Here is a 17630-nt window from a genome sequence, read left to right on the forward strand (position 1 = left end):
TTAATGACTATCTCTCAATTAAAAAGAAAAGCTACAATTCAGTTTATATCGTATTTGTTATTATCTGTTGGATTAATAGGGTTATTAACATATGTTGTTATCTATAACGAAAAGATTTATAATAAAAACCAAATTGCGATTGATAAAATACGTTCTATTAATTTACAGATTACTGGAATTCAAAAAAAGGAAGTTGTTCTAAATAAAAACCTAGATTTATGGAAAAAAATTTCCTCTTCAAATTTACATAGTAGCAGATACATTGCAAATTTAAATTTCGAGCTTAGCAAGTTATATAAAAAGTACTATATATTAGAACCTGAAATATCAATTTCTATACCCGAAGAAGTTGAGCTCCACAACAAAAGTGAACGCACAAAAGTAATAAAAAGTGAAGTGATCCTAAATTTAAGCTCAATCAGCGATAAGCATATTTTTTTATTTCTACAGTCTATTCCAAATCTGCCAGGTTATGTTATGATCAAATCTCTTATTTTAAATAAGCAGAGAAATATTGATGCTGCAACTATGAATCAGATTTTGAATGGTAATATGATAGAGATAGTGAGAGCTAATATAGTCTTTGATTGGTATACTATATTAAGTAGATAAGGTGATGAACATAAAGCTGTTTTTTATTTTTACGCTACTCATTTCCAATGTTAATGCATATTGCAGTTGTGAAGATATCATAGAAAGCATAGAAATTTGTAAGGAGTATTCTTGCCGACAATATATTGGCAATGAAGATTTTATTGAGCATAAAATATTAGGATTAAATAGTGGAAATTTATGCGTATATATAGAAAAACAAGGTAATGATGAAATGGTTTGTCATCATTCTCAGTATGGAATGATGATAGAAAAAAGATATTTTGAAAGTATTCTTAAAGTTGGCAATCAAGAAATCGACGATTTTATTGATATAGCAAATTTGCGTGCAAAAGAGTGTTTCTTTATCAACAATCAAAAACTAAGCTATACAGATCGGGACGATATAATAAGAGAAGCAGTGGAAAGTGACTTTGACGTTTTGTCACAATATAGTAACGTAAAAAGCATTTTTTTTGATGAAGAGCCAGTTAATAGAATGGTCAATGAAATGGAAAAGTTCAATTTACGATCTTCAAGAGCTGCAAAAGAGGAGGTATCAGATAATTTCAACGGTAAGGTAGTGAGTTTAGACTCAATTTTATATCTTTCTCCCGATACATGGAAAATATGGGTAAATGGAAAACTGTTTATAAATACTAAGGATTTAAAAGTGCACTCAGTCACTGAAAATTATGTAACTTTTGTATGGACCGTAGATCAAAAAGCAATAAAAAAGCATGCGAATGATTCTCAAAATGTATATTTTGGATATGGGAGTATTATGTTTACGCTTTATCCAAAACAAAAATTTGACTTGGATGGCTTATCTATTAAATAACTTAAATATATATGCGCTTGTAGCTCAGTTGGATAGAGCGTTGCCCTCCGGAGGCAAAGGCCGTGGGTTCGAATCCCTCCAAGCGCACTTTTAATTAAATTTGACAATAGTATTTTCACATAAGATAATAAAAGGATTTATTTAGAGCATAATTATGTCTGGTGGTACCATAAACAAAGTCATACTAGTTGGTAATTTAGGAAAAGATCCTGAAATTAGGACTACACAAAATGGAAAAGAAATGGCAAGTTTTTCAATAGCCACGTCTGAAAGTTGGACTGACAAACTTTCCGGTATGCGCTCTGAAAAGACAGAGTGGCATAATATCGTAATTTTTAGTGAAGGATTAGTAAAAATCGTCAAAGATTTTGCACGTAAAGGCAGTAAAGTTTATGTTGAAGGTTCTTTGAGAACTAGAAAATGGACTGACCAAAACGGTGGTGAAAGATACACAACAGAGGTGGTTCTATATAATTTTAATAGCGCTCTTACTCTCTTGGATTCACGAAATAGTGCGCCAAATTCTGATTACAAGCCAAGTGAATACAAACAAGGTGAAACAGAACAAAAAGATAAACACGAAAGTTTTGACAACGATATAAAAGATGAACTACTCGACGATGAAATACCATTTTAACAATTTAAATTGAAATCTACATTTTTATGGACTGCTTGTGTTACTCCTTTTAATTGCAATGGAGATAGTATAGATTATAGCAGTTTGCAGCGTTTACTGACAATGCAAGTTAAAGCTGAAAATGGCGTAGTGTTGCTGGGTAGCACAGGTGAGAGCCTATCGCTTACTGATTCTGAAAAGCGTACATTAGTTGAATTCGTATGTAAGCTAAAATTAAATACGAAAATTATAATTGGCGTACCAGGAGTGAATCTATATCAGACTCTTGAATGGCTTGATTTTTGCAAGGGTATGCCTATTCATGGCTATCTAATGACAACTCCCATTTATGCAAAGCCCGGAATTATGGGGCAGACTTTATGGTTTGAAAAGCTGCTTGAGAAAGCACATGTGCCGGTTATGTTTTACAATATTCCATCAAGAGCAGGAATAAATCTTCACGCTGAAACTGTACGCAACTTATCCAGCCACGAAAAATTTTGGGCTATCAAAGATTCAAGTGGCACTGTTGATACTTTAGCTCAGTATAAGAAAGTTGCACCAAATATTGAGGTCTTTTGTGGAGATGATAATATGATATCCGATATGGCCGCTTATGGTGCGGCTGGCCTGGTTTCCGTTGCTTCCAATGTTTGGCCATATGTAGCACATGAATATGTTAAGAAGTGCCTCAATGGCAGGAACCCTCAGGCAGATATCTGGCAACAGGCTTGCGAAGCCCTATTTATTGCCAGCAACCCAATACCCACTAAAGCACTTTTGCATGATATTGGGCTCATAGAACATCAAACTGTCCGCCTACCGCTCAGCACAGAAGACTTGCCTTCTGTTGAAAAATTGAGGCAAGTCAATAAAATGATTCTTGGATGGAAAGAATTGGCTACTCTCTAAATAGTCTTGCAACTTTGATTTAATATACAATCCAAGTTTCATTTGAACACTCCCAAACTTATCACTTTATGCCACTGGTCTTCATCTAAAATTTCTACACCTAATTCCACTGCCTTTTTATATTTGGATCCTGGTTTTTCTCCTGCAATTAGGTAGTCAGTTTTAGCAGAAAGATGTGAGCTGACCTTTGCTCCCAGAGTTTTGGCTCTTACTTTTGCCTCTCCTCTACTCATAGCAAGTAGCTTACCAGTAAACACTATAATTTTATTATTTAAAACAGAGTTACTAGAGTTGGAGCTCACAGGAAGAATTTGAAGACAAGCAGTAAGATCATTTAACATTTTGATGTTATGTTCCTTAGAAAAAAATGATTCCAAAGATTCAGCCCCTTTTTTTCCTATGCCATCTATACCTACTAGCTCAGTATTATCTAATGACAGTTCAATCATCGAATTATACCAGTTATTATAAGAAACATAATAATCTGCAAGCAATTCTGCTGCAACTTGGCCAATAAATCTAATACCTAAAGAAAATATAAACCTATCTAGAGTTATTACCCTTCTGCTTTGTATAGAATTTAACAAATTAGCTATAGATTTCTCGCCCCAACCAGACTGTTCTTCCAGATTAAATTCATCCAATCTTTCTTCTAAAGTAAAAATATCATGGATTTGTTTTATCAGACCAAGGTCGTAAAAAAACTCTATCTGCTTATCACCAAGGCCAACAATGTCAAATGCATCTTTCGATACAAAATGCTTTAGTTTTTCTATCATTTGAGCTTTACAGGCAAATTCCTCAGGACATCTTACTGCTGCCTCTCCCTCAACCTGACGTACTTTACTACCACATTCAGGGCATACTTCAGGAAACACAAATTCAGGTGTATTTGGAAGACGAGAATCTCTGCTTACTTCAACGATCTGGGGAATTACATCACCTGCCCTTTTGATTGTTACAATATCTCCCTCTCTTATGTCTTTACGTTTTATCTCATCTTGGTTATGCAGACTTGCTCTACTAACTAGCACCCCACCAACATTGACTGGCACTAAATCTGCAACTGGAGTTAAAACCCCTGTTCTGCCCACCTGTATAAATATCTTGTTTAACTTTGTTTTTGCATAAACCGCAGAAAACTTGTATGCAAGTGCTGAGCGCGGTGCTTTGTGAGTATTCCCTAGACGATTTTGTAGTACCAAATCATTTACTTTATAGACTATTCCATCAATATCATAATCCAAGTTATAGCGACAGTTATAGACTTCATTATAGAACTTCAGCATTCCATCTAAACTACTCGTTAAGGACTGATGCTCATTTACGCAAAAACCAAGTGCCTCAAGCTTATTTAGTACCTCACTTTGACTTTTCTCTGCTCCACCAATCAAAGAATAAGCAAAATATCTAAGAGGTCTGCTTGCTGTAATGTTTGCATCCAATTGCTTTAGAGAACCAGCGGCTGCATTTCGAGGATTGGCAAATTCATCGTTTTCATTTAACTTTAAAAAGTCGCTGTTACTGATGTATATTTCACCTCTTACTTCTAGTCTTCCTTGCACACCTTGCAAAAACTTAGGAAAGCCTTTTATTATTGCAACATTGTGAGTGACATCTTCCCCTACAAAACCATCACCTCGAGTTGCAGCTTTAACAAATCTTCCATCCTCATAAATTGCAGAAAACGACAACCCATCAATTTTTGGTTCACATAATATCTCTATTTTGTCCTCAATTAAAAACCTCTTTATTTTAGACAAAAATTTCTCTACACCTTGTTCATCATAAGCATTCTCAAGGGAAAGCATAGGTTCTTGATGTTCCACCTTAGAAAACCTCTCATCAGGTGGAGCACCAACACTATCTTGTGTTGCATAAATTTCTGGCTCTATTTCAGCTAACTTTTTCTTCAGTTCATCATATTCAGCATCACTTATTTCTGGCTTATTTTTTTGGTGATACAAAACATTATGATAATTTATTTGATCTTGCAGTTTTTCTCTCATCTTTTCTAAGTTAGTCATGATACCAATATAATGCTACATTAGCCTTTGTCGTCAAGCTGTGAATTTTCTTGAATTTATCATATGGTCTTAATCCATCAAATATCAAAGGTGCCACAATGCTATAGCCATACTTATTCTTCTCTTGCTCAATTGTATTAGCAGATCTCGCTTGCTCTAGCCATATATTTATATAAAATTAAAATAAATTAGAGTAAACAATATTGCTATTTAAATGCTAACAAGATTCGCTCCAAGCCCAACTGGCTACCTCCACGTAGGAAACGTACGAACTGCCTTGGTTTGTTGGATGTACACACGCAATCAAAACGGAAAATTTTTACTCCGTTTTGATGATACTGACCTTCAGCGTTCAGATGTCAAATATATAAATGATATCATAGAAGACCTAAAATGGATTGGCATAGATTGGGATGCAAGTTTTAAGCAATCAGAGCGCTTTGAGCGTTACAATGAGGTGTTTTTGCAGTTAATAAAAGAAGGGCATATTTATGCATGCTATGAAACAAGAGAAGAGTTAGACATTAAACGAAAATTGCAGTTAAAACAAGGATTTCCCCCGGTATATGACAGAAGCGCGTTACTTCTAACTGAGCAAGAGAAAATTCGTTATGAGCAAGAAGGACGAAGACCACATTTTAGATTTAAATTGGATAGAAATGAAGTTGTAAAATGGAATGATGAAGTTAAAGGTGAAATAAATATTGCAACCAGTAGCGTCAGCGACCCTGTGGTAAAAAGAGAAGATGGAATTTACACATACATGTTACCTTCTGTTACTGATGATGTTGACTTTAATGTAACTCATATTGTACGCGGGGAAGATCATGTAACTAATACCGCAGTGCAAATCCAAATGATTAAAGCATTAAAAGCGAAAATCCCTACATTTGCTCACCTGCCTTTGCTACATTTTGATGATAGCAAGATATCGAAACGGAAAGGCGGGCTGGATATCAAATCTATAAAAGAAGATGAAATTGAACCGATGGCACTAGTTAGTTATTTAGTGAAGCTTGGAACATCCAATCCAATTGAAGCTTGCGCCTGTATGCAATCTTTGATTGATTCATTTGACATTAAAAAATTTAGCTCAGCATCTGCACAATTCAGCTTGAGTGAAATGTATAAGCTAAATAGCAAAGTGCTGCAACAAATGCTATTTGAAATGGTGCAAGACCGTTTAAATCAAATTGGAGTGGGCTCCTCAGAGTTTTGGTATTTTATAAGGAACAATATAGAAAGGTTTTCTGAGGTGGCCAAGTGGTGGAAAATATGCAAATCTGATATAGAGCCTGTGATTCTTGATAAGGAGCTTATAAAAATTGCGTTCAATGCATTGCCCCAAGGTGATTGTAATGAAAACACGTTGTCAGAATGGGTCAAAACTATTCGACAAACAGTGGATATAAAGGCAAAAAACCTATTTACGCAGTTGCGTTCAGCTTTAACAGGAACAGAAACAGGACCAGAGCTCGCTAAACTATTAATTTTTATCGGCAAAGAAAATATCATTGCAAGGTTAAAAGAAAAGTGAAAACTAAAGAATTATAGCTAATGCAATCCCTACGTCATACCGCGATTCATTCGCGGTATCTCTTAGCCGCTAACAAGAGATCCCGCTAACAAGTAGCGGGATGACGGTTGTCAGGGTGTCATCCAAGTAGCCTCTTTCTTGTCATCCCAGTGCCCAGACACTGGGATGACAAAAAAAGGAGCACTGGAATGACAGCAATCTACGTCATACCGCGATTCATTCGCGGTATCTCAGCCGCTAACAAGAGATCCCGCTAACAAGCAGCGGGATGACGGTTGTCGTTTAGCCATAAACATTAAGAAATTTACCAAATGAAAAAAAAGGCAAAAGAAGCCCCGTGGTTATTATCCGCTTTAAAATATTGGCGTTTTTTATGTTTTAAACGCTTGACAAGCGAGATTCAGCCGCTTTTAATTGCAACTAACTTACGCTGCAAATGTTTAAGAAATTTACTAAGCAGAAAAAAAGACAAAGAATCCCCGAGTTAGCTAGTCTTTTACTATCTCTGTCGAGTATTGGCATTTTTTGATGTCTTGTAACGCTTTATAAGCGCGTTCAGCTTATTTAGATAAAAATCTAGATGTAGATGAAGTTTTGTAAAGACATACAGTATCTATATACTGCAAAAAATTGAACATAAGACGCCGATACATTAAGTAATCCTTACCTTTTAATCTGCAGATTGGCGAAAGCAAATACAATAGCTTCACTATCATGATAAGGGAGCTGGCGGAGTTTGTCAAGTAAGTTTTTGTATTTTAATTTTAGAATTTTATAGGCTTTTGTTCTCATGAAAATTATGTTCTCATGAGTAAATTAATGTTATCCTTTTTTGTTGATCTAAAGTTTTTTATGTTCATACACTTGCGTGTTCATAGTGTTTATTCGCTGCTTGAAAGCTCGGTTAAAATTGAGGAGCTGATCGGCCTTTGTTTGCGAAATAAAATGCCAGCGGTTGCAATTACTGATTCAGGTAACTTGTTTGGCTCACTTGAATTTGCAGAATATGCGGCAAGTAGGGGAATACAGCTAATAATAGGATGCAATATTATAGTTAAACATTCAGAACAAAATTTACCTATATTATTGCTTGCAAAAAATGAGCAAGGGTACACTAATTTAGTCACTTTGGTGAGTGAGTCTTTTAGAAAGCGCAAGAATAACAGCGATATTCCTTACGTTGATTTTGATGAGCTATTGAATTTAAGTACGGGTCTGATCGCTTTAACCGGTGGATGTTTGGCTCAACTATTGTTGGGGCAAGATAAAGAAACGGTTGAAAAACTGCTTTCAGCATTTAATGGTCATTTATATGTTGAATTGCAGCGTCATGGGCTGAATAAAGAGCTAGAGCTTGAAGAAGCTTTGATAGACTTTGCTTATCAGCGCAATATACCACTAGTTGCAACGAACGATGTGTTTTTTCCAAATAGGTCTGACTATGAGGCTTATGATATATTAACGTGTATATCGGAGGGGAGTTATGCCCTGGAGAATAACAGAAAGAAGTTAACTACCGAGCATTACTTCAAGTCTGTGGCAGAAATGGAGGAGCTGTTCAGCGACATTCCCGAAGCAATTCATAACACTTTAGTGATAGCTAAGCGGTGCTCTTACATGCCAAGAAGCAGGCAGCCTATTTTGCCTAAATTTCCTTGTCGAGAAAATAAAACTGAGAATGAAGAACTGAGGGAGCAGGCAGTTGCAGGATTAGAATTCCGTATTGCGAATGAGACAGACATAGACCTTAAACAATACTACGATCGGCTGAATTACGAACTGAGTGTGATAACTTCGATGAACTACGCTGGCTACTTTTTGATAGTTTCTGATTTCATTCGTTGGAGCAAAGCAAATGGCATTCCAGTTGGTCCAGGAAGAGGCTCTGGTGCTGGATCAATTGTTGCTTGGGGCTTGCAGATTACAGACCTTGATCCAATAAAGTTTGGCCTAATATTTGAAAGATTTTTGAATCCTGATCGTGTATCGATGCCTGACTTTGATATCGATTTCTGCCAAGAGAAAAGGGACCTGGTTATTGATTATGTTCAGAAAAAGTACGGTTATGTTGCTCAAATAATCACTTTTGGTAAATTGCAGGCAAGGGCAGTATTGCGTGATGTTGGTAGAGTATTGCAAATGCCTTACTCTCAAGTGGATAAAATATCTAAAATGGTTCCATTTAATCCAGTAAATCCTGTAACTTTATCACAAGCGATAGAGTTTGATCAAAACCTGCAGAAAGAGCGGGATAGTGATGAGGTAATTGCAAAGCTTCTTGATATATCGCTAAGGCTCGAAGGAATATATCGTCACGTTTCAACTCATGCTGCTGGAATTGTAATATGTGATCAAAAGTTGGAAAATTTTGTTCCTGTGTACTATGATCCAAATTCGGCTTTGCCAATCACTCAATACAGCATGAAATATGTGGAGAAAGCTGGGCTAATAAAATTTGATTTTCTTGGGCTTGGTACGCTAACGCTAATAGATCATGTATGTCGTTTAATTAATCGTGATGGAAAAAAGATTGATATTTCTTCAGTTCCTTTAAATGACCAAAAAACCTATGAGATACTCTCAAGCGGTGATTCAATTGGAGTGTTTCAGCTTGAAAGTTCGGGAATGAGAGAAGCTTTAATTAAACTAAAACCGGACTGCATTGAAGATATTATCGCTTTAATTTCCCTTTATCGTCCAGGACCTATGGATAACATTCCAACTTATGTTGCAAGAAAACACGGACTTGAAAAGCCAGATTATATTCATCCGTTACTTGAGGAAGTATTAAAAGAGACATTTGGGGTAATAATTTACCAAGAACAAGTGATGGAAATAGCCCGTATTCTTTCCGGGTATAGCTTAGCGGAAGCAGATTTGCTGAGACGTGCTATGGGTAAGAAAATCAAGGAAGAGATGGATAAACAACGTGAACTTTTCATCCAAGGGGCAACGAAGAATGGCGTTGATTACGACAGGGCAAGTTATATCTTTGACCTTGTTGCAAAATTTGCTGGTTATGGGTTCAATAAATCTCATGCTGCAGCATATGCGGTGATATCTTATCAAACGGCTTACCTTAAAGCTAATTATCCATTAGAATTTTTTACAGCACTAATGAATCTGAATATTGATGATAGAGATAAACTGAATTTATTTTATCATGCAGCAAAGTTTAGTGGCGTTACCGTTCTTTCACCTGATATAAACAAGTCTCAAGCTGAATTCTCAATAGAGGATGAACGCATACGTTATGGTATTGCTGCCTTGAGGAATGTTGGTTTTTCTATAGCGGAAGGAATAGTGAACGTACGTTCAAGCGCTTGTAAGGACATATGGGAATTCATTCAAAATTCAGGTCATATAATAAATAAGAGAGCGCTAGAAAGCCTGATTAAATCCGGAGCATTCGATAGCGTGCATAAGAACAGAAAGCAGCTATATGAGTCAATGGACACGCTGATTTACTTTGCAAATAAAAACAAACAGGATAGAGAATCAAGTCAAGCTGCTTTGTTTGGTAGTCTTGATGTCCTCAAACCGAAACTTGAGAATGTGGAAGATTTTGATGAAGAGGAAAAATTAGAACATGAGTTATTTTCACTAGGATTTTATTTAACTAATCATCCGCTTGAAAAATTTAGAACTCTTCTGGAAAAGTTAAATATTGGGTTTATCGGAGAAAATAGAACAGCAAAAACTGCTGGGGTAATATTAAATGCACGTATGAGAACTTCAGAGCGTGGAAGGTTTGTTATCCTCACACTTTCTGATCCCCATAACGTTTCTGAAATAGCATTCTATAATAATGAAATAATAGAAGAAAAAAGAGATTTATTTTCACCAGGAACATTTGTGATAATTGATCTTGAAGCTTCGGAAAATACAACAAGATTAGCAGGCAAGGATATATCTGAGTTTACAAAAAGAGTCACTTCTACAATAAAAGAATTAGTTCTCACCACTGAGTGCACGGATTCGCAAAAAGCCGCTATGGAATTAAACACAATATTGAAAGATGAAGGCAGAACCAAAATAATGCTAAAACTTCTTCTCGAAAAACATAAAGTGAGCATCTTATTACCAGGTGCATACTCAATTGCTCCTCAAGTAATTTATGAAATATCTAATTTAAGCTGGATTAAAGGCGTAGAAATTAATACAAATAACTTGCTTATATAAAAAAGCTTTATATAATGAAATATTTAATCGGTATTAAAGGAAGATATAGTGAATCTTTATGAATTTACTTTTATAGCACAACAAGGATTGTTACAGCAAGAAGTAGAGGAGATGGTCCAAGAGCTAGCTGTTTCATTGAAAAATATTAAAGCAGATATTATGTTCCAGCAAATCAGGGATATTCTGAAAAAAGGAAATGACAAGCTTACAAAACAAGAGTTAGAAGTGCGTGCTGAGGACATTAAAGAAAGTCTAGTTGCTTACTCTGATTTCTTGGAAGATCTTACAAAAATTTTATGGGTTGAATTAGAAGAAGATCTTTCAAATTTGAAAGAAGTGAAGTCAAAAATCGATAAAGAGTTGAAAGATGACCTAAAAGATTTAGGAATAACGCAAGATTTTACAAAATTTCTAGGAGGCAGTACTAAAAGTGCGTTTATCCATAACGCAGTAAATGCTTTGAAGAGAAATATTTCAGAACATCTAATAAAGATTTTTCAAGATATTTTGAAAGATTTTAGAATAAACGGTCCAACTCAATCGAGCAAAGCGTTGGAAATGCTTTTGAAAAACATTGAAGCATCAGGATTAATCAAGTATGAACATTGGGGTCTTTTGGATTTTGCATATCACAAAAATAAAATGAAGAGCGGTCATTATTGTATAATGTGCATAAGTTCTACTGCAAGCATTCTGGATGAATTTATGCGTAGAATGAAACTTAATGAGAACGTTATTCGCCACTTTCCTGTGCAGGTTGATAAAATTTTTGAAGGTAAATCTCATATGATGAATAAACAAATTGAGGAGCAAAGCGCATAATGATGAAAAGACGAAATAGTTTTAATAATTCTTACGTATCTGTAAATAATAGGACTGGCTTTAGGCGTTCTAAAGTTTGCCCTCTTGCTGCGTCTAAAGATGAAGACATAGATTATAAGAATATAGATTTATTATCCAAGTTTACCTCTGACTATGGTAGGATATTACCTAGAAGATTAACAGGCGTATGTGCAAAAAAACAAAGGAAGTTACGCTTAGCGATCATAAGGGCACGTTTTTTAGCTCTTATTCCTTACTGTACTAAAAAAGTTTAGGTAATTTATGTTGATAATTTTAAAGGAAAATATAAGGACTTTAGGTAAGCTTGGTGAAGTTGTCAAAGTTAAACCAGGTTATGCACGTAATTTTCTTTTTCCACAAAGAAAAGCGGTGAAAGCTACCAAGGAAAATTTAACAAAGCTAGAGGAGCAACGTTTATTACTGGAAGAAGAGAATATAAAAAGATTAAATGTAGCAAAAGAGCTTGCGTTGTCACTACATGATAAGTTTGTGGTATTAATAAAGCAAGCTTCAGAGGATGGTAAAATTTTTGGTTCTGTAACAACACGTGAAATTGCGAAAATTTTACTACAAGAAGGACATGTGATAGATCACCGTAGTTTATCTTTTGGTGGAGTAAGCATCAAAAACTTGGGTGAATACCAAGTAAACGTAGAATTACATAGTGAAGTAGTAGTACCAATTACTATATACGTCGTGAAATCCGAAACAGATGCAAATGAGCTAAGGCAAGTAAAATTGCAAAATCAGAAGTCTGAGCAACAAGAGGCAGAGCAAGATGCGAATAAAGAAGCTACTGATGGTGATGATAGCTGATCAAAGATGATCCCTTGTTATAGTCGTAAAGAAATGTCTGCCATGGCTAAGCTGGTGTCATCCCAGTGCTTCCCTCATGTCATCCCAGTGCGTGACACTGGGATCCAGTTTATTTCATCATGGACATTATTTTATGCTTCTAGAATCCGTTGTCCATTGAATAATTTGCAAATACTTTTATACCTGGATTCCAGTGTCACGCACTGGAATGACACCATTATTGGAGTAAATCAAAAATGATCCCACGCTATAGCCGTAAAGAAATTTCTGCCATGGCTAAGCTGGTGTCATCCCAGTGCTTCCCTCATGTCATCCCAGTGCGTGACACTGGGATCCAGTTTATTTCATCATGGACATTATTTTATGCTTCTAGAATCCGTTGTCCATTGAATAATTTGCAAATACTTTTATATCTGGATTCCAGTGTCACGCACTGGAATGACACCATTATTGGAATAAATCAAAAATGATTCCCCGCTATAGCAGAAAAGAAATGTCTTCCATTTGGGAGGAAAATAATAAATTTAATATATGGCTTAAAATAGAAAAATTAGCGTGTGAAGCTCAAGCAAAGTTAGGAGTGATTCCGAATAATATTGCTGAGAACCTCTCTGGTGCTATTGAATTTGATGTTGAATGTATCAACGAAATTGAATCCATTGTAAAACATGATGTTATAGCTTTTCTGACATATATTGCTAAAAAAGCGGGAGTTGATGTTCGTTATCTTCATTATGGAATGACAAGTTCTGATGTTTTGGATACATGCCTTGCGGTGCAACTGAAAGAGTCCTGTGATATTTTGCTCGAGAATCTAAAAAATTTACTTGCAGCATTGAAAAAAAAAGCTGAGGACTATAAAGATATTGTTTGTGTTGGACGCAGTCACGGAATGCATGCAGAACCAACAACTCTTGGAATAAAATTTGCCAGATTTTATGCTGAATTTAAACGCAATTATCAGAGATTAATTAGCGCGCAAAAAGAGATCTCAATTTGTAAAATATCAGGTGCAGTAGGCAATTTTGCAAATGTTGATCCGTTTGTTGAAGAATATGTAGCGAAAGAAATGGGACTCATACCTGAAACCATATCATCTCAAATCATTCCTCGTGATAGACATGCCATGTTCTTTTCAGTTTTGGGAGTAATTGCAAGTTCAATAGAAAATGTTGCTGTTGAAATTCGTCATTTGCAAAGAACTGAAATCGGCGAAATTTCTGAGCATTTTTCCACTGGGCAGAAGGGAAGCTCTGCTATGCCACACAAATGTAATCCTATTTTAAGTGAAAATCTGACTGGACTCTCACGTTTAATACGCAGTTATGTTTTTCCTGCGTTAGAAAATGTTGCATTGTGGCACGAACGTGATATATCACACTCGTCTGTGGAAAGATGCATTGCTCCTGATGCTTGTATAACAATGGATTTTGCTTTAGTGCGATTAACAGATTTGATAGATAAATTGGTGATCAATAAGGAAAACATTGAAAAGAACTTAAATTCTTCAAAAGGTTTAGTTTTCTCACAGCGTGTATTGCTTGAGTTAGTAAATAGTGGTTTGGCGAGGGAAGAGGCGTATAAAATTGTTCAGAGCAATGCAATGAAAGTGAAACAAAACAACAGTGATTTTCTGGCCGAATTGAAACAAGATAAACCCTTACTTAAGGTTATTAACTCGGAAAAACTTGAATCTTTGTTTGATTTGAAGTATTATACGAAACATATAGATCGTGTGTATAATAAGGTTTTTAATTAGGCTGAGTAGCTCAGTTGGTAGAGCAGGAGGATCATAATCTCTTGGTCGGGGGTTCAAGTCCCTCCTCAGCCACTCGAACTAAACTATGTTTAGCAAAGCAGTGCTATTGGTGAAACCCAGTGTCAGTTACTTGGAATGAGTTGTATATCCACTCAGGTGAGGAGACAATGGATAAGAGATTGTGAAAAGGGTTTAGCTTTTGGCCTATGATCTCTTTAAATGACAGAATTTCACTACAAAACTTAACTTTCTTCTATGCAGTTAGCTAAGTCAAGAAAGGTGAATCTATCTCTTGTTGTAAACGCAAGATCGACCACTTTACAATATTGTTCTTTATTCCAACTGAGGTGCTCTGGTAAGTGTGGAATTGATAGATCTTCAAATATTTTTTGCAGGTGTTTTGCAGGTAGTAAATTTTGCTTAATTAAACTGGAAATATTATGCCATTCTTTACAAATAATCTCTTGGATTTTTTGCTGCATAATTTGCTTCTGTTCAAAAGTTCTTACAAATTCGATATTATCAAAGTACTGAGTTATATGTTTTACATCTAAAGTGGTCGGTTTGATAATCGGGTTTTGTATTGATAATATCTTTTCCTGTAAATTAGCCATAGTAATCGTTGTGACAGCAATTTTTTCACCATGTAGTGAGGAATAATCTTTTGTTACCATTTCCATTGCGTGAGCTATCATATGCTCTCCTTGGCTTGCAGAATAGCTGCCTTTTGACATCACCATTCCAAGTCCTGAAATTAGTAGAACTTCCATAAGTAATAGGACCTCTTTTCCACTTCTTTTAGTAAGCGCCGTATATTCTCTTAGCAAAATTTGCTCCAAATCGTGAACAAGTGTAAAAGGTAATTCATTGTATTCTGTGCTAAGCAACAAATGAGATAGTAGCCAGTCAGCCTGAACTGTTGAACGACAAATGAAATCTGCAAATCCGCTTAATGTGAGGCGCAGTGGCGCATTGGCAAGTATGTCTATATCTATATATATTGCTCTTGGAAGATGTGCTTTGAACGATTTTTTATATCCATTTACTAATATTGAAGCATTTGCGGATGTATATCCATTCATAGAAGCGGCTGTTGGAAAGGATATATAATCTTTTTTCTCGAGGTAGCTTGCATATTTGCAGATATCGTTAACGGTGCCGCTACCAAATGCAACTATTAAGTCACTGTCTTTTACTTTGTTTCTCACTAGATTTACGGTTTCAAGAGAGGCAGCTCTGCTTGGTGTCATTTCTCTACTTGATGTCATCCCAGCGCGTGACACTGGAATGGCAGGTGGGGTTGGAATAATTAAATGAGAAATTTTATTAAATACGTTTTTGTTTAAAAGTTTTGCTGTATTTTCATCTGCAACTAGAAAGATGTCATTTCCGTGTTGTGTGCATATTTCATAGATATCATCAGCAAGGTGGTAATCTGTTATTACTTCCCTTAGAAAAGTTTGTTCGGTTTGATGTAATATTTGTTTTAAATAGTGCATAGAGTGTTTACAATATAGCAGTATAAGTATTTTAAGATTGACATGAAAATTGACCCTGTAGAGCTAACTAGGAAATTGATCTCTTTTGAGAGTATAACACCAGAAGACAGCGGGGCAATAGAGTATATAGCAATAATCTTCAAGAAGAGCGGCTTTGATTGTGAGATTTTAGAATTTGGTGATAAAGTTAAAAATCTTTATGCGAAATATATAAATGGAGTACCAAATTTGTGCTTTGCTGGGCACGTTGATGTTGTACCACCGGGTCAGTTAAAAGATTGGGCATTTGGTCCATTTAAACCAGAAGTGAGGGATGGAATGCTATATGGAAGAGGGGCCGCTGATATGAAAAGCGGAGTAGCTGCATTTATTGCTGCTATGGTAAATTTGATTGCAGAGAAGTTTCAATTTAATGGTTCAATAAGTGCATTGATTACCAGTGCTGAAGAAAGCATGGAAGAATATGGAACAAAGGCAGTTTTGGAATGGATGAAAAATAAGCAGAAAAAGATAGATTTTTGTGTGGTTGGCGAACCAACCAGTAGTGAGAAATTAGGTGATACCATAAAAATAGGCAGAAGAGGTTCTGTAACATTTGAATTAATTTGCCATGGAAAACAAGGGCACGTTGCCTACCCAGACCTAGCAGACAATCCAATATATAAGGTAATATCGATATTGAGTAAGGTAAAAAATACTACTTTTGATCATGGTAATAAATATTTTCAGCCTTCACATTGCGAAGTTACTACTATCGATGTTGGAAATAATACTAGCAATCTAATACCTGGCTCAGCAACTACACGTTTTAACATTCGATATAACAATGAACAAACACCGGGTGGCTTATATAAGCTGATTGATGAAATATGCTCCAGTGTAACTAACGATTATAAACTTTCTATGCATAGCAGCAGGGACGTTTTCCTCTCTACTCCCGATAGAAATACTGATATTATGCTTGATGCAATAAGTAAGGTTACCAACATTGATGCTATACTTAGCACAAGTGGTGGCACATCTGACGCTGCGTTTATCAAAGATGTTTGTCCAGTGATTGAATTTGGTATAATCAACAAAACTGCACATCAGATAAACGAATGCGTATCAGTAAACGATATACACAAGTTAACAGCTATATATAAGGAATTTATAGAAAATTATTTCAATCCCACTAATAAAATATTGAATCAGGTCAACGTAGTTAGTAATATATCTAGTGGTCCATTGTTAGCTTAGATGTAATCAGATCTCTTGCATAACTGTTGTCTGAATAACAACTGGTGTCATTCCAGCAAAATGTGTCAAGTAAGTTTTTTCGTTTCTATAGCTACTTGGATGACAAAAGAAGAAATACTAGACTTTATACCTTTTGCACTCAAATTCACATAAATCATGAATTATGCACGTTTCACACGAAGGTTTCTGTGCTTTGCAAACATATCTACCATGCAAAACTAGCCAATGATGAGCATAAAGCAGGTATTTTTTGGGAACCACATTTAAAAGAGATTGCTCTGTTTTAAACACATCTTTTTCTTTCACAAGCCCAATTCTATTGCTCACTCTAAAAACGTGAGTATCAACTGCCAATGTTGGAATGCCAAGCCCCGAATTTAAGAACACATTAGCGCTCTTTCTTCCCACTCCCGGCAAAGACACCAAATCATCGAAATCAGTAGGCACTTTGCTATTGTACCTCTCAATCAATATTTTGCTGAGCCCGATTATATTTTTTGCTTTGGAATTATATAAACCGATACTATTTACACGTTTTTTTAGCTCGTTTTGCCCAAGATTCAGCATTTTTTCTGGCGTATCAGCGATATTAAAAAGTTCTCTTGTAATTTTGTTAACGCTTACATCGGTCGTCCGTGCTGATAAAACTATTGCGACCAGAAGCGTATAATGATTGATATAATTTAGCTCTATTTTTGGTGCAGAATTTGATTCTTGAAACTTTTCAAATATCAATTCTACTTTTTTTGAGTCCATGCATAGAGCTAA

Annotated in this window: 16 protein-coding genes and 2 tRNA genes; 15 read left to right on the forward strand and 3 right to left on the reverse strand. The window is 35.7% G+C overall.

Annotated elements, in window-relative coordinates; genetic code table 11:
* The first annotated feature begins 3 nt into the window (after positions 1–3).
* The 5 genes from ACFEL3_RS05535 (at position 4) to dapA (ending at position 2960) form a co-directional block, all read left to right on the forward strand.
* On the forward strand, positions 4–612 hold the full coding sequence (locus ACFEL3_RS05535) for a hypothetical protein (protein ID WP_010082450.1): 609 nt from the start codon (positions 4–6) through the stop codon (positions 610–612).
* A 4-nt stretch (positions 613–616) separates the two neighbouring features.
* Complete coding sequence (locus ACFEL3_RS05540; RefSeq protein WP_010082449.1) at positions 617–1432, forward strand: hypothetical protein; 816 nt, start codon at positions 617–619, stop codon at positions 1430–1432.
* Between the two features lie 13 nt (positions 1433–1445).
* Positions 1446–1519, forward strand: a tRNA-Arg gene (locus ACFEL3_RS05545).
* Between the two features lie 67 nt (positions 1520–1586).
* The gene (ssb, locus tag ACFEL3_RS05550) at positions 1587–2069 is read left to right on the forward strand and encodes a single-stranded DNA-binding protein (protein ID WP_010082448.1); all 483 of its coding nucleotides are present in this window, start codon (positions 1587–1589) and stop codon (positions 2067–2069) included.
* Between the two features lie 9 nt (positions 2070–2078).
* Positions 2079–2960, forward strand: a complete 882-nt coding sequence (gene dapA, locus ACFEL3_RS05555) for a 4-hydroxy-tetrahydrodipicolinate synthase (RefSeq protein WP_038199100.1) — start codon at positions 2079–2081, stop codon at positions 2958–2960.
* A 38-nt stretch (positions 2961–2998) separates the two neighbouring features.
* On the opposite strand, the gene ligA is transcribed toward dapA, so the two are convergent.
* Positions 2999–4987, reverse strand: a complete 1989-nt coding sequence (gene ligA / locus ACFEL3_RS05560) for an NAD-dependent DNA ligase LigA (RefSeq protein ID WP_265039578.1) — start codon at positions 4985–4987, stop codon at positions 2999–3001.
* Positions 4988–5201: 214 nt separating this feature from the next.
* Between ligA and gltX the strand changes: the two genes are divergently transcribed.
* The 9 genes from gltX to ACFEL3_RS05605 all read left to right on the forward strand — a co-directional run bounded on the left by gltX (position 5202) and on the right by ACFEL3_RS05605 (position 14196).
* The gene (gene gltX / locus ACFEL3_RS05565) at positions 5202–6524 is read left to right on the forward strand and encodes a glutamate--tRNA ligase (RefSeq protein WP_010962828.1); all 1323 of its coding nucleotides are present in this window, start codon (positions 5202–5204) and stop codon (positions 6522–6524) included.
* A gap of 852 nt (positions 6525–7376) precedes the next feature.
* Complete coding sequence (gene dnaE, locus ACFEL3_RS05570) at positions 7377–10706, forward strand: DNA polymerase III subunit alpha (RefSeq protein ID WP_182282684.1); 3330 nt, start codon at positions 7377–7379, stop codon at positions 10704–10706.
* A 48-nt stretch (positions 10707–10754) separates the two neighbouring features.
* Complete coding sequence (locus tag ACFEL3_RS05575; RefSeq protein ID WP_010082465.1) at positions 10755–11528, forward strand: 30S ribosomal protein S6; 774 nt, start codon at positions 10755–10757, stop codon at positions 11526–11528.
* Positions 11528–11803, forward strand: coding sequence for a 30S ribosomal protein S18 (gene rpsR, locus ACFEL3_RS05580; RefSeq protein ID WP_007548890.1), 276 nt, complete (start codon positions 11528–11530; stop codon positions 11801–11803). Before ACFEL3_RS05575 ends, rpsR begins: the two co-directional genes overlap by 1 nt.
* A gap of 7 nt (positions 11804–11810) precedes the next feature.
* Complete coding sequence (gene rplI / locus ACFEL3_RS05585; RefSeq protein ID WP_006279792.1) at positions 11811–12365, forward strand: 50S ribosomal protein L9; 555 nt, start codon at positions 11811–11813, stop codon at positions 12363–12365.
* Between the two features lie 6 nt (positions 12366–12371).
* Positions 12372–12605 carry a hypothetical protein gene (locus ACFEL3_RS05590; RefSeq protein ID WP_182282649.1) on the forward strand — a complete coding sequence of 78 codons (234 nt, stop codon included), beginning with the start codon at positions 12372–12374 and terminating at the stop codon, positions 12603–12605.
* Positions 12602–12835, forward strand: coding sequence for a hypothetical protein (locus ACFEL3_RS05595; RefSeq protein WP_138344574.1), 234 nt, complete (start codon positions 12602–12604; stop codon positions 12833–12835). Before ACFEL3_RS05590 ends, ACFEL3_RS05595 begins: the two co-directional genes overlap by 4 nt.
* Entirely contained in the window at positions 12832–14124 is a 1293-nt protein-coding gene (gene purB, locus ACFEL3_RS05600; protein ID WP_010962833.1) for an adenylosuccinate lyase, read from the forward strand. The genes ACFEL3_RS05595 and purB overlap by 4 nt, the downstream gene beginning before the upstream one ends.
* A tRNA-Met gene (locus ACFEL3_RS05605) sits at positions 14124–14196 on the forward strand. Before purB ends, ACFEL3_RS05605 begins: the two co-directional genes overlap by 1 nt.
* Positions 14197–14366: 170 nt before the next feature.
* Here ACFEL3_RS05605 and ACFEL3_RS05610 read toward each other — a convergent pair.
* Positions 14367–15623 (reverse strand): iron-containing alcohol dehydrogenase, encoded by a 1257-nt coding sequence (locus ACFEL3_RS05610; RefSeq protein WP_010082501.1) that lies wholly within the window; start codon positions 15621–15623, stop codon positions 14367–14369.
* A gap of 42 nt (positions 15624–15665) precedes the next feature.
* On the opposite strand from ACFEL3_RS05610, the gene dapE reads away from it, so the two are divergent.
* Entirely contained in the window at positions 15666–16862 is a 1197-nt protein-coding gene (gene dapE / locus ACFEL3_RS05615) for a succinyl-diaminopimelate desuccinylase (protein ID WP_375316753.1), read from the forward strand.
* Between the two features lie 117 nt (positions 16863–16979).
* On the opposite strand, the gene nth is transcribed toward dapE, so the two are convergent.
* Positions 16980–17618 (reverse strand): endonuclease III, encoded by a 639-nt coding sequence (gene nth, locus ACFEL3_RS05620; RefSeq protein WP_010082499.1) that lies wholly within the window; start codon positions 17616–17618, stop codon positions 16980–16982.
* Positions 17619–17630 lie beyond the last annotated feature (12 nt).

This window comes from Wolbachia endosymbiont (group A) of Opomyza germinationis, from assembly GCF_964264765.1.
Lineage (GTDB): Bacteria > Pseudomonadota > Alphaproteobacteria > Rickettsiales > Anaplasmataceae > Wolbachia > Wolbachia pipientis.

What these genes read in the sequence shown, in the direction of transcription:
- nth (WP_010082499.1), bottom strand. Translation starts at nt 17,618, where the DNA reads ATGGACTCAAAAAAAGTAGAATTGATATTTGAAAAGTTTCAAGAATCA.
- dapE (WP_375316753.1), top strand. Translation starts at nt 15,666, where the DNA reads ATGAAAATTGACCCTGTAGAGCTAACTAGGAAATTGATCTCTTTTGAG.
- rplI (WP_006279792.1), top strand. Translation starts at nt 11,811, where the DNA reads ATGTTGATAATTTTAAAGGAAAATATAAGGACTTTAGGTAAGCTTGGT.
- ACFEL3_RS05595 (WP_138344574.1), top strand. Translation starts at nt 12,602, where the DNA reads ATGATCCCACGCTATAGCCGTAAAGAAATTTCTGCCATGGCTAAGCTG.
- ACFEL3_RS05535 (WP_010082450.1), top strand. Translation starts at nt 4, where the DNA reads ATGACTATCTCTCAATTAAAAAGAAAAGCTACAATTCAGTTTATATCG.
- ACFEL3_RS05610 (WP_010082501.1), bottom strand. Translation starts at nt 15,623, where the DNA reads ATGCACTATTTAAAACAAATATTACATCAAACCGAACAAACTTTTCTA.
- purB (WP_010962833.1), top strand. Translation starts at nt 12,832, where the DNA reads ATGATTCCCCGCTATAGCAGAAAAGAAATGTCTTCCATTTGGGAGGAA.
- ssb (WP_010082448.1), top strand. Translation starts at nt 1,587, where the DNA reads ATGTCTGGTGGTACCATAAACAAAGTCATACTAGTTGGTAATTTAGGA.
- dnaE (WP_182282684.1), top strand. Translation starts at nt 7,377, where the DNA reads ATGTTCATACACTTGCGTGTTCATAGTGTTTATTCGCTGCTTGAAAGC.
- ACFEL3_RS05590 (WP_182282649.1), top strand. Translation starts at nt 12,372, where the DNA reads ATGATCCCTTGTTATAGTCGTAAAGAAATGTCTGCCATGGCTAAGCTG.
- rpsR (WP_007548890.1), top strand. Translation starts at nt 11,528, where the DNA reads ATGATGAAAAGACGAAATAGTTTTAATAATTCTTACGTATCTGTAAAT.
- ACFEL3_RS05540 (WP_010082449.1), top strand. Translation starts at nt 617, where the DNA reads ATGAACATAAAGCTGTTTTTTATTTTTACGCTACTCATTTCCAATGTT.
- ligA (WP_265039578.1), bottom strand. Translation starts at nt 4,987, where the DNA reads ATGACTAACTTAGAAAAGATGAGAGAAAAACTGCAAGATCAAATAAAT.
- gltX (WP_010962828.1), top strand. Translation starts at nt 5,202, where the DNA reads ATGCTAACAAGATTCGCTCCAAGCCCAACTGGCTACCTCCACGTAGGA.